The 24,709-nt window shown below is 60.6% G+C and carries 19 protein-coding genes and 1 pseudogene; 7 read left to right on the top strand and 13 right to left on the bottom strand.

The features are described from left to right. The first annotated feature begins 190 nt into the window (after positions 1-190). On the top strand, positions 191-895 hold the full coding sequence (locus IWX87_RS16560; RefSeq protein WP_196864626.1) for a dienelactone hydrolase family protein: 705 nt from the start codon (positions 191-193) through the stop codon (positions 893-895). 229 nt (positions 896-1,124) lie between these two features. Here the strand turns inward: IWX87_RS16560 and IWX87_RS16555 are convergent, their stop codons facing one another. The 4 genes from IWX87_RS16555 to IWX87_RS16540 all read right to left on the bottom strand — a co-directional run bounded on the left by IWX87_RS16555 (position 1,125) and on the right by IWX87_RS16540 (position 9,487). Then, positions 1,125-2,432, bottom strand: a complete 1,308-nt coding sequence (locus IWX87_RS16555) for a TIGR03862 family flavoprotein (protein WP_231374869.1) — start codon at positions 2,430-2,432, stop codon at positions 1,125-1,127. A 245-nt stretch (positions 2,433-2,677) separates the two neighbouring features. Continuing rightward, positions 2,678-3,310: a hypothetical protein gene (locus IWX87_RS16550; protein WP_196864625.1), complete on the bottom strand. Its 633-nt coding sequence runs from the start codon at positions 3,308-3,310 to the stop codon at positions 2,678-2,680. Positions 3,311-3,404: 94 nt separating this feature from the next. Next, positions 3,405-6,677 carry an exodeoxyribonuclease V subunit beta gene (locus IWX87_RS16545; protein ID WP_196864624.1) on the bottom strand — a complete coding sequence of 1,091 codons (3,273 nt, stop codon included), beginning with the start codon at positions 6,675-6,677 and terminating at the stop codon, positions 3,405-3,407. A 275-nt stretch (positions 6,678-6,952) separates the two neighbouring features. Continuing rightward, complete coding sequence (locus IWX87_RS16540) at positions 6,953-9,487, bottom strand: PD-(D/E)XK nuclease family protein (RefSeq protein ID WP_196864623.1); 2,535 nt, start codon at positions 9,485-9,487, stop codon at positions 6,953-6,955. A gap of 168 nt (positions 9,488-9,655) precedes the next feature. Between IWX87_RS16540 and trxA the strand changes: the two genes are divergently transcribed. The 5 genes from trxA (at position 9,656) to IWX87_RS16515 (ending at position 15,168) form a co-directional block, all read left to right on the top strand. Further along, the gene (trxA, locus tag IWX87_RS16535; protein WP_196864622.1) at positions 9,656-9,988 is read left to right on the top strand and encodes a thioredoxin TrxA; all 333 of its coding nucleotides are present in this window, start codon (positions 9,656-9,658) and stop codon (positions 9,986-9,988) included. Between the two features lie 267 nt (positions 9,989-10,255). Continuing rightward, entirely contained in the window at positions 10,256-11,518 is a 1,263-nt protein-coding gene (rho, locus tag IWX87_RS16530; RefSeq protein ID WP_196864621.1) for a transcription termination factor Rho, read from the top strand. 93 nt (positions 11,519-11,611) lie between these two features. Continuing rightward, positions 11,612-11,905, top strand: a complete 294-nt coding sequence (locus tag IWX87_RS16525; RefSeq protein ID WP_196864620.1) for a type B 50S ribosomal protein L31 — start codon at positions 11,612-11,614, stop codon at positions 11,903-11,905. 132 nt (positions 11,906-12,037) lie between these two features. Beyond that, on the top strand, positions 12,038-13,804 hold the full coding sequence (locus IWX87_RS16520) for a hypothetical protein (RefSeq protein WP_196864619.1): 1,767 nt from the start codon (positions 12,038-12,040) through the stop codon (positions 13,802-13,804). Continuing rightward, a complete protein-coding gene (locus IWX87_RS16515; protein ID WP_196864618.1) occupies positions 13,801-15,168 on the top strand; it encodes an MATE family efflux transporter in 1,368 nt (455 codons plus the stop codon). The genes IWX87_RS16520 and IWX87_RS16515 overlap by 4 nt, the downstream gene beginning before the upstream one ends. Here the strand turns inward: IWX87_RS16515 and phoR are convergent. The 7 genes from phoR to pstS form a co-directional block, all read right to left on the bottom strand. Then, a complete protein-coding gene (gene phoR / locus IWX87_RS16510) occupies positions 15,156-16,502 on the bottom strand; it encodes a phosphate regulon sensor histidine kinase PhoR (RefSeq protein ID WP_196864617.1) in 1,347 nt (448 codons plus the stop codon). The two genes, IWX87_RS16515 and phoR, sit on opposite strands and share 13 nt — an antisense overlap. Next, entirely contained in the window at positions 16,499-17,224 is a 726-nt protein-coding gene (phoB, locus tag IWX87_RS16505) for a phosphate regulon transcriptional regulator PhoB (protein ID WP_196864616.1), read from the bottom strand. The genes phoR and phoB overlap by 4 nt, the downstream gene beginning before the upstream one ends. A 6-nt stretch (positions 17,225-17,230) precedes the next feature. Beyond that, positions 17,231-17,935: a phosphate signaling complex protein PhoU gene (phoU, locus tag IWX87_RS16500; RefSeq protein ID WP_196864615.1), complete on the bottom strand. Its 705-nt coding sequence runs from the start codon at positions 17,933-17,935 to the stop codon at positions 17,231-17,233. 22 nt (positions 17,936-17,957) lie between these two features. Next, positions 17,958-18,737, bottom strand: coding sequence for a phosphate ABC transporter ATP-binding protein PstB (gene pstB / locus IWX87_RS16495; RefSeq protein ID WP_231374865.1), 780 nt, complete (start codon positions 18,735-18,737; stop codon positions 17,958-17,960). Between the two features lie 55 nt (positions 18,738-18,792). Continuing rightward, on the bottom strand, positions 18,793-19,665 hold the full coding sequence (gene pstA, locus IWX87_RS16490; protein ID WP_196864613.1) for a phosphate ABC transporter permease PstA: 873 nt from the start codon (positions 19,663-19,665) through the stop codon (positions 18,793-18,795). Continuing rightward, the gene (gene pstC, locus IWX87_RS16485; protein WP_231374866.1) at positions 19,662-20,627 is read right to left on the bottom strand and encodes a phosphate ABC transporter permease subunit PstC; all 966 of its coding nucleotides are present in this window, start codon (positions 20,625-20,627) and stop codon (positions 19,662-19,664) included. Before pstC ends, pstA begins: the two co-directional genes overlap by 4 nt. 114 nt (positions 20,628-20,741) lie before the next feature. Next, positions 20,742-21,785 (bottom strand): phosphate ABC transporter substrate-binding protein PstS, encoded by a 1,044-nt coding sequence (pstS, locus tag IWX87_RS16480; protein WP_196864611.1) that lies wholly within the window; start codon positions 21,783-21,785, stop codon positions 20,742-20,744. 644 nt (positions 21,786-22,429) lie between these two features. On the opposite strand from pstS, the gene ppx reads away from it, so the two are divergent. Then, positions 22,430-23,935 carry an exopolyphosphatase gene (gene ppx / locus IWX87_RS16475; RefSeq protein WP_196864663.1) on the top strand — a complete coding sequence of 502 codons (1,506 nt, stop codon included), beginning with the start codon at positions 22,430-22,432 and terminating at the stop codon, positions 23,933-23,935. A gap of 185 nt (positions 23,936-24,120) precedes the next feature. Here the strand turns inward: ppx and IWX87_RS16470 are convergent. After that, positions 24,121-24,519, bottom strand: a pseudogene (locus IWX87_RS16470) (DDE-type integrase/transposase/recombinase); the annotation flags it as partial. Continuing rightward, a complete protein-coding gene (locus IWX87_RS16465) occupies positions 24,512-24,625 on the bottom strand; it encodes a DUF3024 domain-containing protein (RefSeq protein WP_196864610.1) in 114 nt (37 codons plus the stop codon). The gene IWX87_RS16465 and the pseudogene IWX87_RS16470, both read right to left, overlap by 8 nt. Between the last annotated feature and the right edge of the window lie 84 nt (positions 24,626-24,709).

Below are 24,709 nucleotides of genomic sequence, written 5' to 3'. Positions count from 1 at the left end.
GCGAAGCGATCTAATGTATTGATATGGTGCTATTTTTATAGCATTCAGCGCTTGCTGGGCATGCACAAGCAGTGGTTTTTACTTAAAAATCTGCCTGCGTGTGCTGGATGACAAGAAAAATGGCAAAGTCTGATGCCACGACGCGCCGGTTTCTTGTAGGCTGGTGCTTTGCTTTTGATGGAGGGCCTCCATGAAAATTCCTCTTCATGTTTCTGCTGCGCTCGAAGTCCGCATTCCCTGCGGCGACACCAGGCTTTACGGCGATCTGACGGTGCCGGACGGCGCCATCGGGCTGGTGCTGTTTGTCCATGGCAGCGGCAGCGGCCGGCACAGCGCGCGCAACCGGCTGGTAGCCGAACAATTGCAGCAGGCCGGCATTGCCACGCTGCTGTTTGACGTGTTGACAGCGCAAGAAGAGCAAATCGACGTTCACACCCGCCAACACCGCTTTGACATTGCCTTGCTCACCGGGCGCCTGCAGGATGCCACGCTTTGGGCCACGGCGCAACCCGAACTGGCGAAGTTGCCGCTGGGCTACTTCGGCGACAGCACCGGCAGTGCCGCCGCCATCATTGCCGCTGCCCGGCTGGGCCGGCAGGTTGCCGCCGTGGTGTTGCTTGACGGGCGGCCCGACCTGGCCGGCCCGGTGGCGTTGGCGGCCGTCACCGCGCCAACGCTGTTAATCGCCGACAGCGCCGACCAGGGCGTCATGCAGTTCAACGAGGATTCCCTGACGCACCTGCGCGGAGAAAAGCGCATGTCGATCGTTGAAGGCAGCACCCATTTGTTTGAAGAAAAAGGGACACTGGAAGCCGTGGTCAAACTGGCGGTTGAGTGGTTCGCGACCCATCTGGGCGCACCGGAAGCGGAACATGCGCCACCCGTCAAGGCCTGAAGGTGGAAATCAAGGAATTCATGCTGTTTCTCACCTTTTTTGTCATCCCGGGCTCGACCCGGGAACCATGCCTTCTGCCCCAGGGTCATGGATTGCAGATCAGGTCCGCGGTGACAAAAGTGAATCCCAGCTGCTTTAAGGGCACCGGGCAGTGACAGCAAAACCTTGAATATCCTGCAAGCGTGAGAACCAGTCAAACAAGTTTTGCTGCACCTAAGGCGCCAGCCGTTCAGGCGCCGTTCGGCAGCGCTTGGCCGAAATGCCGCAGAACACCCTGCCCGGCCGCACGGCCGGTGGCAAAGCAAGCCGTCATCAGGTAACCACCAGTGGGCGCTTCCCAGTCGAGCATTTCGCCAGCGCAAAACAGCGGGGGCGTGAGGTCGGCGGGCACGGCGATTTGCAGGTTCGCATCCAGCCCCGCAAACCGGACGCCGCCGGCGCTGCTGATGGCTTCGTCAATCGGACGCACCGCCACCAGCTTCAGCGGCAGCGCCTTGATGCCGGCAGCCAGCGTCACCGGGTCAGCCATGGCTTCCTTGCCCAGCAGTTCGTAAAGCATGCCGGCCTTGATGCCGTCCAGATTCAGGCGGCTTTTCAGGTGACTCGACAGCGAGCGAGAGCCGCGCGGATGACGCACTTCGACCAGCACCTGTTCGGGCGTCTTGTCGGGCAGCAGATCGAGAAACAAGGTGGCGCTGCCTCGGGCTTCGATTTCTTCCCTCAGCAGACTGGAGGCGGCGTACACCAGGCTGCCTTCAATGCCAGTAGCCGTGGCGACGAATTCGCCCTTGCGGCTGAAGGCGCGGCCTTGCGAGTCGGTGAAGCGGATCGCCACCGACTTGAAGGGCTGGCCGGCAAAGCGGCTGGCAAAGTGTTCGCTCCAGCCCGGTTGCGGCTGCGGCGCCTGGCCGACCAGTTCCCGCAGAAAATCTCGCCGGGTTTCGCCGTGACCGGCAGCCTCCAGCGCAGGGCGGGCCGTCACGTAAAAGCCGCAGTTCGACGGCTGCAGCGGCGCCACCGCCACGCCGCGCTCGGCCAGCCAGGGCACCCAGGCGCCGTCCGAACCCAGGCGTTTCCAGCTGCCACCGCCAAGCGCCAGCACCACGGCATCGGCCTGCACCAGCAATTCGCCAGTGGGCGTTGAAAACTTCAAGGCGCCGTCGTCGGCCCAGCCCAGCCAGCGATGGCGCATGGAAAACTTCACGCCTGACTGGCGCAGACGGTGCAGCCAGGCGCGCAGCATCGGCGCGGCCTTCATGTCTTTGGGAAACACCAGCCCCGAACTGCCGACAAAGGTTTCGATGCCCAGCGCTTCGGTCCAGGCGCGCAGTTCGGCCGGTCCAAAAGCGGCCATCAGCGTCTGCAGCGGCAAGCTGTGCTCGCCGTAGCGCTTGAGGAAAATCTCTGCGGGTTCGGAGTGCGTCAGGTTCAGCCCGCCCTTGCCGGCCAGCAGAAACTTGCGGCCAACCGACGGCATGGCGTCATACACCTGTACGCAAACCGCCGGGCCGGCGATGGCCAGCGTTTCGGCTGCCATCAGGCCGGCGGGACCGCCGCCAATGACGGCTATGCGTAGCGGTTGGACAGGAGAGCTTGTAGTGTTCAAAAAAAATCCGTCTGCACCCTGTGTGCAATTAAAAGTTAAAACCGGCAAGCAGGCAAGCTGTGCCCTGTAATCAATAGCCGGCAACGCCCGCCAATATTGGGCTGGCCGTGCAATAGCCTGGAATTCATGTGCGGAGCGGACTTCAGGCCGGCTTGCGAGGACAGTGATTATTGCAGTTACATCGGTGGCGCAAACCCGTTGCGGCCGACGATCACGCGCAGCGCTGTCGGCTTGCCTTCTTTTTCCTGCGCGGTGATCAACACTCTGGCCCCCGGCACCAGCAGCGCTTTTTCATCGTCCTTGGCTGGCTTGAAGCTGACCACCGGCGTGCCAGATGGCACGATGACGGTTTTTTCGCCGTCCTTGTATTTAAGCTTGAGCATTTTGCCGCCCGGAACACTGGAAGGCGCTTCGACCAGGTCTGCGACGGTGGCGTTGGTCATCGTGCTTTCGGGTTGGAGGTCCCACGCAAAGTGGCCTTCTCCGGTGCCGCGCGCTGCTTCGGGAAACACCAGCACTTCGAGCGCCCGCTGGCTGCCATCGGCCTGCGGCATGGCGGCGGTGCCGATATAGCTGCCGGGCTTGATATCGGCCAGGGTGATCGCAAACACCTCGGACACACCCATGTCGGCAGGACGCGCGAGGGTGATGACTTCGCCGCTGCGATCCTTGACCGTCAGGCTGCCGGCCTCGACCGTCTGGATCGTGGCGCGCAACCGCACCGAAGGGTTTGAAGGCGCAGGCATCTGGGCCAGCGCCAGAGTGGTCGAGGCCAGCAGCGCCAGCGAAACAGCAAGCGATTTGTACATAAATCCGGTACTTTCAAAAATAAGCCGGCCTGGCCAGCCTGGGTTGCAACATGAAATCAACAGCAACGCTGCATCCAGCGCTGCTGTTTTGTGATCAGTCAAGCGCCACAACAGTTCCTTGCCCTGTGAGGAAGGCCACTTTCACCGGTGCGCCCGGGTAGATTCGCTGCACGGCGGCACGGTAGATCCGCATTTTGATGAGCAACTCGGGTTGCAGTTCGGGCTTTGGCGCTGACTTGTAGTCCAGCACCCACCACTGGCCTTCATGGCCGGCGTCCTTGCGCTGGACCAGGCGGTCGAGCCGCAAGGCCTGGCCCTGGAACACCAGGTCCACTTCATTGCCCTGCCAGGCCAGAATGTCCTCTTGCCAGGCCCAGGCCCCGTCGCCCTGGATGATGCGCTGGGCCAAGACAGACGCCTCGGCCGACTGCGCCGGACTGAGCCGGAACTCGCGCGCCACCGCGCCGACATGCTCGGCCGACGTCGGACCGCCCCACTCCAGCAGGCGGTGCATGGCCTTGCCGATGCGGGCAATCGCCGGGTCTTCGTCCGCCGGTGTTTCCGGCAGCGGCTTGGGTAACGGTGTGTCGGGCAATACCGCCAGCTCGGCCAGGTAAAACACGCCGGGCGTGTCCTGGCTGGCGGACTCGCCGGCGGGGCTAGGCGCGGCCAGCGGCGGCAGCAGGCCCTGCAGCCGCTGCCACCAGCTGTCGGTGGTCGTGCGGTGCGGCGTGATCGACGAGATGACCAGCGTGTGGCGGGCGCGCGTCATGGCGACATACAGGGCATTGAGCTCCTCGCGCTTGCGGGCCGCCTGTTCGATGGCCAGCGTGTCCTGCGCGCAGGCCGGCGGCTTGGCTTCACTGACCAGGAACACCAGCTTGTGCGGCTCGGTGGCTTCGCCTGGCCAGTCGATCAGCACGCCCATGCTGTCGGCGTTGCGCTCGGCCGTGTCGGTGTCCAGCAGCAGCACCGCTTCGGCTTCCAGCCCCTTGGCGCCGTGGATGGTCAACAGACGCACCGCAGCGTCGTTGGCCGCTACCGGCGCCAGCAGGCCGCCCGCCTTGAGCGCGCGCACCAGGCCGTAGGGGGTGGCAAAGCGGCCGCCATCGCGACCCAGCGCCACGGCCAGCAGCGCGCGCAGGTTGGCCAGCACCGACAGGCGCCGGGCGGCGGGGGCTGCTGCGGCAAAACGTGCCAGCACATCGCCATCGTCGTAGATGCCTTGCAGCGCATCGTGCGGCGGCAGGCTGTCCAGCCAGCCCTTCCAGCGCGACAATTTGGCCGACAGCCCTTGCAGCTCAGGCGCCAGCAGCTCTGTTTTTTGCAGCAAATCGTGCCACGGCAGCTTGTGCTCGCGCTGCAGCAGCGCGATCTTCACCAGGCTGGCATCGAGCAGGCCGAACAGCGGCGAACGCAAGGCTCTGGCCAGCGACAAATCGTTTTGCGGCGACACCAGTGCGTCGAGCAGCGCCACCATGTCCAGTACTTCGCAGCAGTCGATCAGGTCGGTTTTCTCGCCTATCTGCGCGGGAATATGCAGTGCCCGCAAGGCCTCCTGCACCGGCAGCAGGCCGGCCCGCTTGCGCGACAGCACCATCACATCCGACGGTGCCAGGCCACTGGCAATCTGCCGGGAAATCCAGGCGGCGGCCTGGCGCGCCTCCAGCGTTCGCAGTGTTTCTTCGGGCAATTCGCGCGGCGTCGTCAAGCTGTCGCGCCAGCCTTCGCCGGGCGGCATGCTGGCATCGGCATTCGCCCCCAGCCGGGGAATCGCCGGCAGGCAGCCGGTGGCACCGGCTTTCGTCGAATCGGTGCTGTGGTCGCGAAAACCGTCGTAGCCGTCCGCCGTGCGCGCATGGCCCATCACCGCATTGACTGTCTCGATCACCGCCAGCGCATTGCGCCGGGTGTGGTCACAACTGAGCAAGTCACCGCCCAGCCCCTCGACCACGAAAACCTGCGCGGCACGAAACACCTGCGGCTCGGCGCGGCGAAAGCGGTAGATGCTCTGCTTCGGGTCACCGACCAGAAACACGCTGGGGGCCGAGCCCGCGCCGCCGTAGCCGCTCAGCCAGGCCGACAACGCCTGCCACTGCAGCGGGTTGGTGTCCTGGAACTCGTCGATCATCAGGTGCTTGATGCGCGCATCCAGCCGCTCCTGCACCCAACCGGCCAGCACCGGGTCGCCCAGCATGACCAGCGCAGCGCGCTCGACATCGTTCATGTCCACCCAGCCCTGCTCGCGCTTGAGCTGGTTGTACTGTGCAATCAACAAGCGGCTGAGCCGGGCCATGCGCTGCTGATGCACCCACGCCTCGTGCTGCTGGCAGGCAGCCTGCACCCGCAGCACCAGGTCCTGAGCCTGGCGCACCGTGTCGATGCCGTTGATTTTTTCGCCGAACTTGCGCGGCGTTCCCTTGTCGGTCAGCAGCGCGCTGAAGATGCCGGGCAGGTCCAGTCGGCTCAAGGCCTGCTCCAGTTCGGCGCCCTTGGCGGAAAACGACGGCGCGCTGGCGCGTCCCAGAGCTGTGGCGGCATGGACCAGCAAGGCGTGGCCCCGACCGGCAGGCGCCAGGCAGTCCTGCGGCGTGGCGAGTTCGGCGAACTCTGGAAACTGCAGCGCAAACGGCTGTACCGACGCATCGACCACGCATTTTTCATCGGCCAGCACGAACTCGGTCCGCTTGTCCAGTGCGGTGTGCAGCGCCTTGTGGGCCTGAAAGCGGCCGTGGCCCAGCACCAGCGCCTCGAAGTCAGCCTGCAGCGGTGGATTGCCGGCCATCGCCGCATAAAAGCGGCGCCATACCAGCGCCCGGGCAGGCGCATCGTCTTCTAGCAACTGGTAATTCACCGGCATGCCCAGTTGGTGCAGCACGGCTACCGGCGCGCTGCGCAGCAATGCAGCAAACCAGCCATGAAAGGTGCGTATCTGCACCGAACGGCCATTGGCGAGCATGGAGCGGTACAAGTTTGACAGCTGCCGGCGCATGTCGGCATTGGATTGCAAACTTTTTTGGCTTGAAACGCCGCGCATCACCAGTTCCTGGCGCAGGGTTTCGTCGTCGGCATGGGTGAACTTTTTCAGCCATTCATCCAGCCGCTCGCGCATCTCGCCAGCCGCCTTCCTGGTGAAAGTGATGGCCAGGATTTCATGTGGCCGCACCGCCTCGCGCGGCGTGCCGTCGGCATGGTCCGAGGCGTTCGCGCCATCGAGCAGCGCCCGCACGATGCGCGAGACCAGCATCCAGGTCTTGCCCGCACCCGCGCAAGCCTCGACCGCCACACTGCGGCGCGGATCGCAGGCAATGGCGTAAAAGGCATCGGCGGAAACGGGCTGGCCGTTGCATTCGTAGGCGGCGGTCATGAAAGGTCTCTCTTGGTCATTGGAAAGCATGCATCAAACGGAAAAACAAAACGCGGGTCACAAAGCGTGGGTCATACAGTATCCGAACCAGCCGGGGGCCGCAGAACCGGCTTCGCCGGGCTGCAGGCGCAGCGCAATATGCGAAAGGACAAGCGTGGGAGCGTCATCCTCCCCGTCCATGCAAGTTCCCGCAGCGGAACTGGCTCTGCCAGGCCGCAGGCGGGGCGGCCCCCTCGGGGGGCAGCGAACCACATGAAGTGGGGAGCGTGGGGGCCTTACTCACTCCAAAAGTCTTTTCGGCACAGGCCGCGTGCCGAACAATAGTCGCAGGCCTTGCCTTCCCCAAGCGCTGGCAGCGACGCGCCCTCGGCAATGCGGGCCATATCGCTCAGAATGCCGTCGATCAGTGCATCGCGCAACTCGACGATATCGGGCTGGTCGTAGGTGCGGGTCGGCTCCTTTTCACCCAGGTTGACATAGCTGGCGGCCAGCGTGTCGTCGTCGGTCAAGGCCGCATAAAAAGCCAGCTGCGTGTCTTCCATGCCATGCTTGATTCGCTCGGCGGTGGTGGTGCGCGGCTCGGTCTTGTAGTCGATCAGCAGCAGCCCGCCACCTGCCGGCTGGTCGATGCGGTCGATCTGGCCGATCAGCGTCAGTTCGCCCAGAGGCATCTCGCGCCACTGCTCGGCACTGTCGAAGCAGGCACCGGTGGCCTCGTGTGCGGCCAGCCACGCCAGGTAGCCATCGCGCACCGGCACCCAGGCGGCGGCAAATGGCAAAAACTCGCTGCTGCTCAGGCCCAGCTTTTTCCTGGCTTGCTCCGCCGCTACATTAATCATAGCTATTCGTGTAAGCTGGTCGTGCGCAGGAGCCTCTTTTAATGCTTCATGAAAGATGCAAAGCAGGCTGTGCAGCCAGTTGCCGAAATCGCGCTTGCCCAACTCGCTTTCCAGTTCGTCCGATTCATGCAGGCCCAACTGGCGCAGCGCAAAGAAACGGTAGGGACAGGCGCGCAAATCGCCATAGCTGCTGGCCGACAGCCGCGTAACGGGCAGCGCCTCGCCGGTGGGCTGCGGCCGGGGCGTCGGGCAGACTGGCACGGCACGCAGGCTGCGCGGGTCGTCTGCCAGGTCAGACACAAGCCGGCGACCAAGCAGCAGTTCCTGCACGAAACCGCTGGGCATCAGGTGCTCGCCGGCTTCGCTGCGCCGCCACAGCAGGTCCACATGCGGCAGCTGCAAGGCATAAGCCCAGGCACGGCGCGACACACGGGCCAGCGCATCGCGTGACGGCAGGCCAAGCAGTTCGCGCTGGCTGGGTGTCCACTGGCCTGGCGGGTCGGGCGACACCGGCAGGCGAACCTCGTCGCAGCCGGGCAGTACAACCGCCTGCATCGAGCGGCCCAGCAGTTGCGCCAGTGGCAAAATCACGACCTGCTCGTGCGTTGGGTGCTCGGGAGAAAATGTTTGCGCTTCGAGCGCTTGGTTGACCCAGCTGGTGAATTCCCTGAGCTTCATCACCGGGGCGTCGGCAAACTCGGTGTCGGCGCCTTCGTGCAGGCGCAGCGTTTCCAGCACCCGCTGGCCGGCCTCATCGCGCGCCAGCAGGTCCCACTGGCCAGCCAATTGCAGCGCGCCGCGCAGGTCGCGCAGCCAGGCGGCCAACAAGCGGGGGCGAGCCAGTGCATCGCGCTGCCGGTTTACCTCCCGCACCAAAGGCTGGGCAATGGCCAGCGCCTCCATCGGCGCCGTCGGCAGGTCGCGCCAGGCGCGCGCACCGAACTTGCGCACCTCGGCTTCCGCCTGCGTGACAGTGGCAGGGGCAAAGGCCGGCGCATTTTTCAGCCAGTCGAGCACGGCGTCGGTGGACACGTCCCAGGGCAAGGCGCGCAGCAGCACCATCAGACCGGCTGCAGCACGCGAGGTGGACAGCTTCCAGCCGGTTTCATCGCGCATGAATATGCCGCGCTCGGACAGCATTGCGGCCACGCGGCGGGTCAACTGCCGGTCCTGGGCGATCAGCGCCACCGGGCAGCGGCCTTGCGCCAGGTGCGCCAGGACGCAGGCCGTGGCGCGACATGCCTCGTCTTCGGCGTCAAGCGCCGCATGCAGTGCGGGCAGCGGCGCGCCCGAGGCCTCGGGTTCGTCTTCGGGCAGGCACAGCGCAATTGACAATGCACGCTCGCCAAAATGCAGCCGCAGCGCTTCGGTCACCGGCTCGGCCTGGAAACCCTCGACCACCACCAGCAGGGCCGGCGCGGCCTGGAAAAGCCTGTCTGATGCGTAACTCGAAGCCGCCACCCAGGCCAGCGCAATGCGCCCGACGGCTGCTTCCAGCGCCAGCACCGGCGAGTCCAGCCCAACGCCCAGGGCCTCGGAAAGCGACGCGCTCCAGGCCTGGCGTTCGGCGGGCAGCACGCTGGCGGCCACGCGGCTCAGGCTCCAGGCGGACTCGACCAGCCGGCCGGCAAGCGCATCCTGTTGCGCCTCCAGCCCTGCCTGACCGAGCAGCGATGTGGCGGTCAGCATGTCAACCGACACATCCATCCGCAGATCAAAACCCGATGGCGTGAACATGCCCAGCGTGCCGCCCAGGCCGCTGGCCCAGTTCATGGTGGTTTCAAAGCGAGGCACGAAAAACGTGTCGCCAGCGTTTTCAGCCCAGGTCTGGCGCGCCTGCTGAATCAACTGGGCATAAGGGAGCAGCACAACAACCTCGGAAGGATGCAGGCCGCGCGACGCTATGATCTCGGCCAGTCCTTGGATGGCTTGACACCAGCAGCGCTCGGAAAGGGAAGGTGAAGTAGTCATAAAAGAGGAAACCGGGTTTTTTCAATCGACGAAAGAGCCGCCTGCGGCCCCGCAGCGGCAGTCTATCGGTGCGATAGTGGCTGGACAGCGCCCTTGGCCCTTGTTTCTGCCACAATAAACGCAACGTTTTCTACTCTTTCCTATCGTAACCAGACCCAAGGAGCCATCATGGCCAATGAACTGATCAAACATACCACCGATGCCACCTTTGACGCCGATGTGCTCAAGTCCACCACCCCCGTGCTGGTTGACTACTGGGCCGAGTGGTGCGGTCCCTGCAAAATGATCGCCCCGATTCTTGACGACGTGGCTACAGGTTACGAAGGCAAATTGAAGATTGCCAAGATGAATGTGGACGAGAACCGCGAGATTCCTGCCAAGTTCGGCATTCGCGGCATCCCGACGCTGATGATCTTCAAGGACGGCGAACTGGCCGCCACCAAGGTCGGCGCGCTGAGCAAGTCGCAACTGACCGCCTTCATCGACCAGCAACTGGCCTGATCTTTCTCACCGCTGGAAAAGGCCTGACGGCTTTCTCCAGCGGTTTTATGAGGCACTCTTTCTTATCATCCCATTTGCCCTTGTCTGCTGACGTTGTTGGCAAACCCAGGCATCAGCGCAAAAATTTCCTGTCATAATCAGTTTTATTCACCCGCCGGTTGCTGCCAGCGGGTTCGAGTTCCCGGTTTGTCAGCCTTCTTGTCAAGAAGCTGCTTCTTTTCAAACCTCCCCCGTTTTTCCAAATCAACTCCGCGAGGAGTCACCCCCATGCACTTAAACGAACTCAAGGCGCTGCACGTGTCTGAAGTCCTCAAGCAGGCCGAAGCCCTTGAGATCGAAAACGTCGGCCGTATGCGCAAGCAGGAATTGATGTTCGCCATCATCAAAAAGCGCTCGAAAACTGGTGAAACCATCGTCGCAGATGGTGTGCTGGAAGTGCTTCCCGACGGTTTTGGATTCTTGCGTGCGCCCGATTCGAGCTACACCGCGTCCACCGATGACATCTATATCAGCCCGAGCCAGATTCGCCGCTTCAACCTGCACACCGGCGACATGATCGAAGGCGAAGTGCGCACGCCGAAAGACGGCGAGCGCTACTTTGCGCTGAACAAGCTCGACAAGATCAATGACGGCCTGCCCGAGGACAACAAGCACAAGGTCATGTTCGAGAACCTGACGCCGCTGTTCCCGCGCGAGCAGTTCAAGCTTGAGCGCGACATCAAGGCCGAAGAAAACCTGACAAGCCGCATCATCGACATCATCGCGCCCATCGGCAAAGGCCAGCGCGCCCTGCTGGTGGCGCCGCCCAAGTCCGGCAAGACCGTGATGATGCAAAACATCGCCCACGCCATCGTCGCCAACTACCCCGAAGTGGTCATGATGGTGCTGCTGGTGGACGAACGCCCGGAAGAAGTGACCGAAATGCAGCGCAGCGTGCGCGCCGAAGTGATTTCATCAACGTTTGACGAGCCCGCCGCGCGCCACGTGCATGTGGCCGAAATGGTGATTGAGCGCGCCAAGCGCCTGGTCGAACTCGGCAAGGACGTGGTGATTTTGCTTGACTCCATCACCCGTCTGGCGCGTGCCTACAACAACGTGCTGCCCTCCTCGGGCAAGGTGCTGAGCGGGGGCGTCGATGCCAATGCACTGCAGCGCCCCAAGCGCTTTTTTGGCGCCGCCCGCAAGATCGAGGAAGGCGGCAGCCTGACCATCATCGGCACCGCGCTGATCGATACCGGCAGCCGCATGGATGAAGTGATCTTTGAAGAATTCAAGGGCACCGGCAACTGCGAGATCCACCTGGACCGCCGCCTGTATGAAAAGCGCGTGTTCCCGGCGCTCAACCTCAACCGCAGCGGCACCCGCAAGGAAGAGTTGCTGCTGGCGCCTGAAATCCTGCAAAAATCACGCATCCTGCGCCAGTTCATGTACAACATGGACGAGATCGAATCGATGGAACTCATGCTGAAAAACATGAAAGCCACGAAAAACAACCATGAGTTCTTCGACATGATGCGCCGGGGCGGCTGACTCTGTTGCCATTTAATGTGATAATAATGGGCTTCATGGAAAGTGCCTGGAACTGGTCCGGGTGGCTACCAAAACAATGAAAAAGGAAAAATCATGAAAACAGGCATTCACCCCAATTACCGCGAAGTTTGCTTCCTGGACATGTCCAACAACTTCAAGTTCGTGACCCGCTCATGCGCCAGCACCAAAGAAATGGTGAAAATGGAAGACGGCCGCGAGTTGCCGCTGTACAAGCTTGACACGTCCAGCGAATCGCATCCGTTTTACACCGGCACGCAAAAATCCGTGGACAACATGGGTGGCCGTGTCGAGCGTTTCCGCAACCGTTTCGGCAAAACTGCCGCCAAGGAAACCGCTCCCGAAGCTGCAACAGCCGCTGCCGAGTAAGCTGCTCCAGCTACTGCCCGCCAGCAAAAAAGCAGCCTGAGGTTCAGGCTGCTTTTTTTTCGGCTAAATTTCCTGCTTCGGCCGCGTTGAATTCGGCCCTTTTCCACCGTCTAGCTCCATCGTCAAGCTGTTTTGAACAAACCTTCTCCTGCCATCATTGCCCAGTCTGCCGTGCGGCGCCTGCCGCGGCGGGCACTGCTGCTGTTCTGCGCGGCCTACATCCTTCCGGGGTTCCTTGGACGCAGCCCGTGGAAAAACGAGGACATCACAGCCTTTGGCGTGATGCGCGAACTCGCCTCTTCGGCCGCCAACTGGTTGCAACCACAACTTCTCGGCCAGTTCACCGGCTTTGATGCATTGCTGCCTTACTGGCTTGGCGCGCTGGCCATCAAACTGCAGCCTTTTCTTGATCCTGCCATGGCGGTGCGCATTCCCTACATGCTCCTGCTGGCGTTGACACTGCTGACCAGTTGGTATGCGGTGTATTACCTGGCCAAAAGCCCGCAGGCGCAACCCGTGGCGTTTGCCTTTGGCGGCGAAGCCAATCCAGTGGACTATGCAAGGGCGATTGCCGACGGTGGTGTGCTGGCGTTGATTGCCTGCCTGGGCCTGGCGCAGTTTTCACACGAAACCACACCTGCCCTGGCGCAATTGGGGTTTACGTCGCTGGCGTTCTACGCCATGGCCGCCAGCCCGTACCGCCGCGCCACACGGCTTGCCGGTCCGGCGCTGGGCCTGCTGATCGGCCTGGCAGGCTTGGCCTTGAGTGGTGCGCCTACGCTGGCCCTGCTACTGGGCGTGGGTGGCACGCTGGTTGAATGGTCGCACAAGCGATGGAATCCTTCATCGCATTCGGACGCCGCGAGCGACCAGCAGTCCTGGCACTGGGTGCTGCTGATCGCCGGCATCACAGTGGCCGTTTTGCTGATGAGCTCCGGATTGAATCTGTGGCGCTGGCGGATCGAACTGCCAGGCTCCAACAGCCAGTCCACCTGGAGCGACTGGGAAAGCCTGGGACGCCTGCTGCTGTGGTTTACCTGGCCCGCCGGACCGCTGGCCTTGTGGACTCTGTGGCGCTGGCGCCGGCAACTCACCAGCCGCCATGTGGCACTGCCGATGTGGTTTGCCGGCATGGCTGTGGTGTCGGCGTTCACCACTGATGCTTCAGACCGCAGCCTGCTGTTGAGCCTGCCGCCGCTGGCAGCGCTGGCCGCTTTTGCCCTTCCGACACTCCAGCGCAGTGTGGCTTCGCTGATCGACTGGTTCACATTGCTGTTTTTCACTACGTGTGCGATTGCCATCTGGGTGATCTGGATTGCCATGCAGACCGGCTTTCCCCGGCAACCGGCGGCAAATGTCGTCAAACTGGCGCCAGGCTTTGAGCCGAGCTTTTCGCTGCTGGCATTTGTCAGCGCGGTAGCGGCCACACTGGCCTGGGCCTGGCTGGTGCGCTGGCGCACCGGCGCGCATCGGGCCGCCATCTGGAAATCGCTCGTGCTGCCTGCCGGCGGTACTACCCTGTGCTGGCTATTGCTGATGACCCTCTGGATGCCCTTGCTGGACTATGCGCGCAGCTTTGCGCCGCTGTCGCGGCAAGTGGCCAGCCTGGTCGACAAAAATGAGTGTGTTGAAATTTTCGGCGTCGAAAGCGCCCAAGCGGCGGCCCTGCAATACCACGGCAAGCTTGAACTGCGCCAGGCAACGCCGCAAGCAAGCTGCCCTTACCTGGTGGTGGACGTCAACGCCCAGGCGCGTCTGGGCAGCGCCGTCAACTTGCCCGACTGGGCGTTCCAGGCGACGGTGCGCAAACCAACCGACAAGACCGAAAACATGCTGGTGTACAAGCGCGTCAGCGTCGGGGCAGCCCCTGCAACAGCGGCTGTCCCGCGCAGCCCATGAGTGAGATGCGGCGCATCGGCCGCCATGCAGGAACCATCCTGGTCGGCCAGTTGGCGGTGATGGCCTTTGGCGTTGCCGACACCTTGATTGCCGGGCGACACAGCGAAGCAGCGTTGGCTGCCCTTTCTGTCGGCTCGGCAATTTACATCAGTGTGTATGTCGGCTTGATGGGGATTGTGCAGGCGCTGCTCCCCATATGGGCTGAAATGCTGGGGTCGCGGCGGCCTGCGGCCGTTGGCCCTTCATTGCGCCAAAGCGTCTATCTGTGTGGCGTCATCAGCCTTATAGGCATGACCGCCCTTCTGTTTCCAGGACCGCTGCTGCGCTGGGCTGAGGTGCCGGTGGCGATGCTGGACGAAGTCCAGCGCTACTTGGGCGTGCTGGCCTTTGCCTTCGCGCCTTCGCTCCTATTCAAGCTCTACGCCACGTTCAACCAGTCACTAGGCAAGCCGCGCTTGGTGACGTGGCTGCAGATTAGCGCGCTGGCAATCAAGATTCCATTGTCAATCTGGTGGGTCTCGGGCGGCGCTGGCGTCGAGGCCATGGGAGTGGTCGGCTGCGCCTGGGCAACCCTGGTTGTCAACTACGTGCTGCTGGTGCTTGCCGTGGTGATGCTGCGCACACAAGATATCTACCAACCGTTCCAGCTCTGGCAGCGCATGGAACGACCCGACTGGCGACAACTCGGCGCCTTTCTGCGGCTCGGCCTGCCCGGGGGTCTGGCCTATCTGGTGGAAGTCACTTCGTTCACCCTGATGGCTCTGTTTATCGCCCGCTTGGGTACTGTTGCGTCAGCCAGCCACCAGATTGCGGCCAGCGTGGCTACCGTGCTGTACATGATGCCGCTGTCCATAGCGGTGGCCTGCAGCGCCCGCGTTTCCTTCTGGCTGGGCGCGGACCGTCCAGACCAGGCAAGACATGCAGTTTATATAGGTTTTATGCTTACAGCGCTTGTTGCGCTTGCGTTTTCAGCTACTGTTTACATAGCAACACCCACGCTGGCCAGTTGGTATTCAGCAAGTCCTGCAGTCGTGGCCCTGGCATCCGTGTTATTGCCGTGGGTGGCGCTTTACCATGTCGCCGATGCCTTGCAAGCGCTGTGTGCCTTTTTGCTGCGTTGCTACCGCATCACCATTGCACCATTGGCGCTATACGGGCTGCTCCTCTGGGGACTCGGCCTGTATGGCGGCTACCAATTGGCTTACGTGGGTCTGGCCGGGCACCCGGCCACACAGGCCGCAAGCAGTTTCTGGGTTGCCAGCACCGTGGCCATTGGTCTGGTGGCCATGGCATTGCTGGGCATTCTGATGCAGGCGGTAAGCCGCAGCCAGCAAAGCTACCCAGACAGACTTCAGACTGGCTGAAGATGCCGACGCACCCGGGCTGCAGGAAAAATGATGCAAAAGCGTGAACCCTGCCCCACCTGGCTCTCGATTTGCAGTTCAGCCCCATGCCGCTGCGCTACGTGCTTGACAATGGCCAGCCCCAAGCCAGTTCCGCCAGTCTCTCGTGAACGGCTGCGGTCAATGCGGTAAAACCGTTCAGTCAGCCGCGGCAGGTGTTCAGCGGCAATACCCGGTCCTGAATCCCTGACGCAAAAGCTGCCGCGTCCATCCGGCAGCAGCGTCCAGGTGACGCGGATCAAACCGGCCTCAGGCGTGTAGCGAACGGCATTGTTTACAAGATTCGACAAGGCGCTGCCGAGTTCGCGCCCGATGCCTGCAAGGTCGCAAGCTGGACCGACATCGAACACCATTTGATGCCCCTGCGGCGACATCACACTGGACAGCGCCCGGGCTTCCTGCTCGCACTGCGAAAACAACAAGTGGGCAGCGGTCCATTCATGGGTACCAGGCAGCGGACTACCCTCCAGCCGCGACAGTGTCAGCAAATCATCTACCAAAGTCTGCATGCGTTGCGACTGTTGGGCCATCAGCGCCAGGCAACGGTCACGCTCGGGTTTTTTAAGTGGCAGGTTTTGCAGCGTCTCGATGAAACCGGCTACCACCGTCAGCGGTGTGCGGATTTCATGCGACACATTGGCAACGAAATCGCGCCGCATGGCTTCGGCCTGCTCAAGCGCGGTAATGTCGCGCGACACCAGCAGTTTCTTGTTCTTGCCATAAGGATGCACATGCACCGACAGCCTGACCGGCCGGCCGGCGGTGTTGAAGTTTCCCGGAAACTGTACTTCATGCGCGAAACTGGCAGCCGTCATGTAGGCACTGAAAGCCGGGTCGCGCACCAGGTTGGCAATATGCTGCTGGAGATCGCGCCGGGCATCAAAACCGAAATGCTGAGCCGCCGTCTGGTTACACCATTCGATGCGCCCTTCGGCGTCCAGCAACACCACGCCATTGGGCGACGCCTGCAGGGCCGCCAGGAATTCATCCAGACGGGCCTGGCTTTCGCGGTATTGTTGGTGGCGGTTTTTCAGCAGGCGGCGTACCCGGTCGGCCGACTCGCCCCAAACACCGGGCAGTCGCGGCTGGGGACCGGCCATCAGCACTGGCATTTCGTTGCTTTGCTCAGAGCGAAGCCAGTTCAACAGTCGCCGGGCATAAAAACTGTCCATAAATTGCCAGACAGCAGCGCCCAGCAGCAATCCCCAGGCCAGACCTTCGCGCGACGCCAGCCACCAGCCCAGTGTCCCGCCCGCCAGCGCAAAAACCATCCAGACAATCCAGCGGCCGATCATGACTCCGGGGATGCCAGAGCAGCAGAAGGTTTGGCCATGCTACCGGTCAGCCGGTAGCCCGCCCCCCGGACGGTTTCCACCATGGCGCCAGCCTGTCCCAACGCTTCACGCAGGCGCTTGACATGGACATCAACCGTGCGTTCCTCGATAAACACATGGTCGCCCCAAACCTTGTCAAGCAGGCTGGCGCGGCTGTGAACCCGCTCCGGATGTTTCATCAGGTGGTGCAGCAGCTTGAACTCAGTCGGCCCCAGCTTGAGCTCCTGGCTTTGCCAGGCGATGCGGTGCGTGGCAGCGTCAAGCACCAACGCTCCCACGGTCACCCGGTCGCCTGGTGCTTCGGGCGCACGCCGGCGCAGCACGGCGCGGATGCGGGCCAGCAGTTCCTGCGTTGAAAAGGGCTTGGTGATGTAGTCGTCGGCGCCGGCGTCCAGCCCGGCAACCTTGTCGGGTTCATCGCCGCGCGCGGTCAGCATCAGGATAGGAATGCTTTTGGTGCGCTCCTGCTTGCGCCAGTGACGCGCCAGGCTCAGGCCGCTCTGGCCAGGCAGCATCCAGTCGAGCAGGATCACGTCGGGCAATTCGGCGTCGAGTTCCCGCTGCGCGGCCACACTGTCGTAGGCCAGTACCGGTATGAAACCGCCATGCTTCAGATTGACCTGGATGAGTTCGGCAATGGCAGGTTCGTCCTCGACGATCAATACGCGGGGCAGGTGCTTCATGGTGGCTCAGGACTTGACGACTGACTCGACCTGCTCCATCGGGCTGTGCCGCACATCGGCACCCTTGACGATGTAGATGATGAATTCTGCGATGTTCTTGGCATGGTCGCCCACGCGCTCAATGGCTTTGGCAATGAACAACAGGTCCAGGCTGGCCGAAATAGTACGCGGGTCTTCCATCATGTAGGTGATGAGCTTGCGTACGAAACCATCGAACTCGGCATCGATCAGGTCGTCTTCCTTCAAGATGGACACCGCCGCCGTCGTGTCCAGTCGGGCAAAGGCATCCAGTGCCTTGCGCAGCAGACCCGAAGCCAGGTCAGCAGCGACTCTCAAATCCGACGACGGGAGCGTGCGCGACGCGCCGTTCTGCATGATGGACTTGACCATGCGCGCGATTTTGGTGGCTTCGTCTCCGGCACGCTCCAGGTTGGCAGTGGTTTTGGAAATCGCGATCAGCAGGCGCAAGTCGCGCGCCGTTGGCTGGCGCCGGGCGATGATCGAAGACAGCTCGCGGTCGATGTCGAGTTCCATGCTGTTCACGCGAAGCTCGGTCTCGATGACCTGGTTGGCGCATTCGGCGCTGTACTGGGACAGCGCATGAATCGCCAGCCGTAGCTGCGATTCCACCAACCCGCCGAGTTCCATTACGCGGGATGAGACGGCGTTGAGTTCGCTGTCGAACTGGGTGGATAAATGTTTGTCAACCATGATGCAGTTCCTGTGCGTGTGTTCAGCCGAAACGGCCGGTGATGTAGTCTTCGGTTTCCTGACGCTTTGGCTTGAAGAAAATGTCTTCGGTAACGCCGAATTCCACCAGGTCGCCCAGGTACATATAGGCGGTGTAGTCGCTGCAGCGCGCCGCCTGCTGCATGTTGTGCGTCACGATGACCACGGTGTAGTCGTTTTTAAGTTCGGAAATCAACTCTTCGATCTTGGCGGTGGAAATCGGGTCCAGTGCCGAACACGGCTCGTCGAGCAGCAGCACTTCGGGCTTGATGGCAATGCCCCGGGCAATGCACAACCGCTGCTGCTGTCCGCCCGACAGACTGGAGCCGCTCTGGTTGAGCTTGTCCTTGACCTCATTCCACAGCGCTGCCTTGCGCAAGGCCCATTCGACCCGTTCGTCCATGTCGGACGAGTTGAGGCTTTCAAACAGCTTTACGCCAAAGGCGATGTTGTCGTAGATCGACATCGGGAAGGGCGTGGGTTTCTGGAACACCATACCGACCTTGGCCCGCAGCAGTGCCACGTCCTCTTTGGAGCTGAGCAGGTTGGTGCCGTCCAGCAGCACTTCGCCCTGCGCGCGCTGCTCCGGGTAAAGCGCGTACATCCGGTTTAAAACCCTCAGAAGCGTCGATTTGCCGCAGCCCGAAGGACCGATGAAGGCGGTGACCTTGTGCTCGGGGATTTCCAGGTTGATGTTCTTCAGGGCATGAAATTTGCCATAGTAAAAATTCAGGTTCTTGACTGAAATTTTTGATTTTTCGCGGATTGCGTTCAGGGTTTCCATCATTTGCCTAGTCTTGGAGAGCTTGTTCAACGCCGGGCCGGGGTTGGCCGGACAATCAGTCTTTTTTGCGCGTCAGGACGCGCGCAAGGATATTCAAGCCCAACACCGCCATAGTGATGATGAACACACCGGCCCAGGCCAGTTTTTGCCAGTTTTCATACGGGCTCATCGCGAACTTGAAGATCGTCACCGGCAGGCTGGCCATCGGCTCGCTCAGGTTCGAGGTCCAGAACTGGTTGCTCAGCGCGGTGAACAGCAAGGGGGCGGTTTCACCGGCAATGCGCGCCACGGCCAACAGGATGCCGGTGACCACGCCAGCCCGGGCCGCACGCAAGGTGATCTGGGTGATCACTTTCCACTTCGGCGCGCCCAGCGCGTAGGCGGCTTCACGCAGCCCCGGTGGAATCAGCTGCAGCATGTTCTCGGTGGTACGGATCACCACCGGAATCACGATCAGTGCCAGCGCGATGACGCCAGCCCAGCCTGAAAATGAATGAAAGCGCGACACTACAACCGTATAGACAAACAGGCCGATGACGATGGATGGCGCCGATAGCAAAATATCGTTGACAAAGCGCGTCACCGACGCAAGCCAGCCCTTGGTGTTGTACTCGGCCAGGTAGATGCCAGCCATGATGCCAATCGGTGTGCCGACAAAGGTCGAAAGCATCACCATCAAAAACGAGCCGTAAATCGCATTGGCAATTCCACCTTCCTCGTTCGGCGCCGGCGTCATCTGGGTAAAGGTGGCCAACGTGATGCCGCCGATACCCAGCCTGACGGTTTCCCACAGTATCCAGAACAGCCAGAACAGGCCAAAGCACATGGCCCCGAACGACAGCACCAGCGCAACCTGATTGACGCGCTTGCGCTGGGCAAACCGCGCCAGGCGCGCGGCCTGCGCAGGGTTTTGCATGACGGCGCTCATGTCTTGACTCCTTCATTTTTCTGTAACTGCGACAGCAGCAGCTTGGACAGCGACAGCACCACGAAAGTGATGAAGAACAACACCAGCCCCAGATAGATCAATGACGCCTGGTGCAGGCCTTCGCCGGCCTCGGCGAACTCGTTGGCCAGCGCCGACGTGATGCTGTTGGCTGCCTGGAACAGGCTCAGGGAATCGAGCTGGTTGAAGTTGCCGATGACAAACGTCACCGCCATGGTTTCGCCCAATGCACGGCCAAGCCCCAGCATGATGCCGCCCATCACGCCAGCCTTGGTGTAGGGAAGCACGACCTTGGACACCACTTCCCAAGTCGTGGCGCCCAGGCCATAAGCTGATTCCTTGAGCAGCACCGGAGTGACCTCAAACACGTCACGCATCACCGACGCGATAAACGGGATGATCATGATCGCCAGGATGATGCCGGCAGACAAAATGCCAATGCCAACCGGCGGACCTGAAAACAGGGCGCCCAGGTAAGGCACGTCGCTGAACATGGCTTGCAGCGGCTGCTGCACATACGTCGCCAGGATCGGGCCAAACACCAGCAGCCCCCACATGCCGTAGACAATTGAGGGGACGGCAGCCAGCAGTTCGATGGCCGTTCCCAGCGGACGCTTGAGCCAGGCCGGCGACAGCTCGGTCAGGAACAGTGCAATGCCAAAGCTCACCGGCACTGCAATGAACAGCGCAATGAAGGATGTGGCCAGCGTGCCATAGATCATCACCAGCCCGCCGTACTCGTTTTTAACCGGGTCCCAGACGCTGCTGGTCAGAAAACCAAGGCCATACTTGCTGATGGCCGGCCAGGCGCCAATGACCAGTGACAACAGAATGGCAAACAACAAAGCAAGCGTGATCAATGCGGCGCCCAGCGCTGCCCAGCCAAAAATTTTGTCGGGCAGCGGGCTTCGCTTTAAAGGTCTGACAGGGGGAGGATTGGTCATGGCGCGTCCGGTTGCTGTTGCCGGAAACTCCAAAGTGGCCCGGTGTGCCGGAAGTGTAGAGGACACGAAATAAACCCCTGTATTGGTAAAGGCGCGAAACCGTTTTTTTTTTACTTATTTATAGGCAATGGCTTTGCCAGACGTGTCCTTCACCTCGGCCCAGGATTTTGCAATAACGCTTTTCACACTGTCAGGCATTGGCACATAGTCAAGCGCGGCAGCGGTCTGGTCGCCATTTTTATAGGCCCATTCAAAAAACTTCAGCGACGAGGCGGCTTGCTCCGGCTTGTCCTGCGCCTTGTGCATCAAGATGAACGTGGCGCCGGTCAGGGGCCAAGCGTCCTTGCCAGGCTGCTCGGTCAGGATCTGGTAAAAGCTCTTGGCCCACTGGGCACCCGCGGCGGCGGCCTTGAACGAGCCATCATCGGGTGACACAAAATTGCCGTCTGCATTTTTCATCAGTGCATACGTCAGCTTGTTTTGCTTGATGTAGGCATATTCCAGGTAGCCAATCGAGTTCGGCAAACGGCCAACGAAAGCGGCAACGCCCTCGTTGCCCTTGCCACCGGCACCGACAGGCCAGTTGACCGCCGTGCCCTCGCCCACCTTGGACTTCCACTCGGAATTGACCTTGCTCAGGTAGTTGGTGAAGATAAAACTGGTACCAGAACCGTCGGCGCGTCGCACCGGTGCAATGGCCGCGTCAGGCAAAGCCAGGCCCGGGTTCAGCGCCTTCAGGGCCGGATCGTTCCATTGGGTGATCTTGCCCAGGTAGATGTCGCCCAGCACCTGACCAGTCAATTTCAGCTGGCCAGGCGCAATGCCCTTGATGTTCACCACGGGAACCACGCCGCCAATCACGGTAGGAAATTGCATAAGGCCTTTGCTGGCCAGTTCTTCGTCCTTCAACGGCATGTCCGACGCACCAAAATCCACAGTCTTGGCCTCGATCTGTCGAATTCCAGCGCCCGAACCGACTGACTGGTAATTGATCTTGATATTGGTGGCCTTGTTGTAATCGGCAGCCCACTTGGAGTACAGGGGCGCCGGGAAGGTAGCGCCTGCACCGGTCACATTCTGTGCGGCTGAAAATGCAGCAAATGACATCAGGGCGGCGCCCATGGTCAGGGTCACGGAAGCTTTGAAAGTCGATTTCATCAGAACACCTTTGCAGTTGGTAAGAAAGATGTCTTCACTTTAAAAGCCTTGTGTGACAAATTTGTGACAGCCGTGCAGTCGCCTTGCGCGCGTTGGCGCAACAAATACGTATCTTGAAATTGTCAAATTTTTGTCATCGCGCGGTCATGAATTCTGCCTAAACTTTTGGCTGCCCTGCTTCATGGCAATGATGTAAAACCGCAGTGACAAGTCACGCAGTCGAGCTGCGCTATTAATATTCAAGACGAATAACTTTGTGACGTGCGGTAAAGCGCTGACGCAGACACACGACATTGTGGCGACCAAATGGCATCATGCTTGTCTAACGACTACGAACAGTCGTAGCAGGCAGAGGCGGTTTTAGACACACCTTTTTATCATGATTTATGGGCTAAGCGCTTAATGGAATTACACTTTAAGCTACTTAATTTATAGCAAATAAATACGCATTCCCAATCACTGAGACATCATCATGCCCCTGCCGTCTTGCATCATCAAGCGGTGCCAATGGGTTGCAGCCATGCGACGCATCCTGACACCGGATGGCCCCCTGATCGGCAGACAACCCGCTTCATGCCCGCGTGACGGAGCAAAAATGGCCGTCGCCTGAATGCTATGCTGACTTTTCATCAAAAAACCTGAACATGCAAAACGGAACACTGCTTGCCGCTGTGGACTTGGGGTCCAACAGCTTTCGCCTTGAAATCGGCAGGTTAGACCATGGCCGTATCCATCGCATTGAATACCTCAAGGAAACTGTGCGCCAGGGCAACGGACTGGACGCCGAGCGAAGGCTGTCACAAGACGCCATGCAACGTGGCTGGGACTGCCTGGCTCGGTTTGGTGAGCGCCTGGCAGGATTCGAAAAAGATCAGGTCCGCGCAGTAGCCACGCAGACGCTGCGCGAAGCCGTCAACCGCGACGACTTCATCAAACGCGGCCAGAAACTGCTTGGTTTTCCAATCGACGTGATTGCTGGCCGCGAGGAAGCCCGGTTAATTTATCAAGGTGTCGCACATTTGCTGTCCCAGTCAGACGAGCGCCGCATGGTGATCGATATTGGCGGACGCTCGACCGAAATGATTCTTGGTCAGGGCCTGCAAGCCCATATCCTGGAGTCATATCAAGTAGGCAGTGTGGCCTGGTCGATGCGCTATTTCCCTGAAGGCCAGTTCACTGCAAGCGCCTTCGAACAGGCTCAAATTGCCGCCAAGGCGGTACTTGATGAAACCATAAACACATACCATTCAGGCGCTTGGGATACGGCATATGGTTCGTCTGGAACAATAAACGCGGTCTGCGAGATGCTCACTGCTGCAGGCTGGCCGCCCGGTGTCGTAACGCGCGCAGGCCTCGATTGGCTGCTGGATCGCTTGATCAAGGCACAAACAGCCGAACGTCTGAAACTTGAAGGCATGAAGGAAGACCGACGGCCCGTCATAGGCGGTGGAATCAGTGTACTCAGGGCAGTGTTCGACCTGCTGGACATTGACCAGATGGTAGCTGCGCAAGGTGCACTGCGTCATGGTGTGCTTTATGACCTGGTTGACCGTGATGAAGGCGTTGCGGATGTGCGCAGCACGAGTGTGCAGAGGCTGGCCCACAACTTTAGCACTGACACTGTGCAGTCGGCGCGCTTGAGCAAGGTGGCGTTGCACCTGTTCAAACTGGCGAGTACTGGCATGCCTGATGTCCACTTACAGCATGCCCAGCGCAACTTGGGCTGGGCGGCGCAACTGCATGAAGTTGGCTGCCAGATTTCGCACAATTATTACCACAAGCACGGCGCATACATTCTTGATAACGCCGATGCACCAGGCTTTGCAGTGCATGAAATGCACCGCCTGAGCCTTTTGGTGCTTGGCCACCGGGGTAAGTTGCGCAAGCTGGAAGCTGATTTCGATGACAGGCTGTTCGTCCAGCAATTGCTTTGCTTGCGCCTGGCGGTGATTTTGTGCCATGCCAGGCGAGATCCAGATCTCAAGGGACTGCAACTCAAATGGGATGACGAGCCAGGTCGACGCTTTTGCCTGACGTGCCGCGCAGGTTGGGTTCAAGCTTTTCCTCAATCTGCGTATTTGCTCCAGGAAGAAGTTCTGGCGTGGCAAAAAACACCCTGGTCACTGCTCGTTTCCGGATTGCAATGTTGATTGGAGCGGTTTCACCGGCCAAAAAGCTATTAACGACCTGAAGCTTGAACTCCGTTTTGTACTTCCTCATAAACCCCTTTGAAGTTTGTCCAACTTCTGGGGGTCAGTTCAGTTTCGTGAAGGCCCGTTGGGGTAATTCAGACCTACATGACGGCCTGACAGGCTAATTGCTGAGAGTAGTTTTCTTAAGCTTTGGCAGGGGGAATGTATCCGATAGGCTCCAGTAGTCGGTGATGATTAAACCAGGACACCCAATCAAGCGTGGCAAGTTCCAGTGATTGCTTGGTTTTCCAAGGCGCCCTAAGGTGAATTAATACGGTCTTGTTCAGGCCGTTGCTGGTTTCAGCCAAAGCGTTGTCATGACTGTCGCCTTTGCTGCCCATAGAGGGCACAATGCCTGCTTCTGCAAGCCGCTCGCTGTACCGAATGGACACGTATTTCGAACCCCTGTCGTTATGGTGAATCAGCGCGCCGGCGCGCTCAGGCTGGCGGTCATACAAGGCCTGCTCCAATGTGCCCGTGCAGAAAACAAAGTCTGTTCGCATGGAACTGCTATTGCGCCAGCCCACGACTCGGTCAGCAAAAAAAGCATTCGTGCTCATCACGGTCAACAGTACACAAGAACTCTTTCAACGTGTTGACCCCAGCATTGGGCCCATAGCGGTGCCACTTCAGGTCTGCTGGCCCCAAATCTTCTGGCGTGCAACTCGATTGGAAAGGAGTCGGCTGCCCAACTCCTGCTGACCGCTGGCGACAATTCTGAACGAATCAACT

This window comes from Polaromonas sp. CG_9.7, assembly GCF_015752205.1.
Lineage (GTDB): Bacteria > Pseudomonadota > Gammaproteobacteria > Burkholderiales > Burkholderiaceae_C > Polaromonas.
This window is presented reverse-complemented; position numbering and strand designations above follow the sequence as displayed.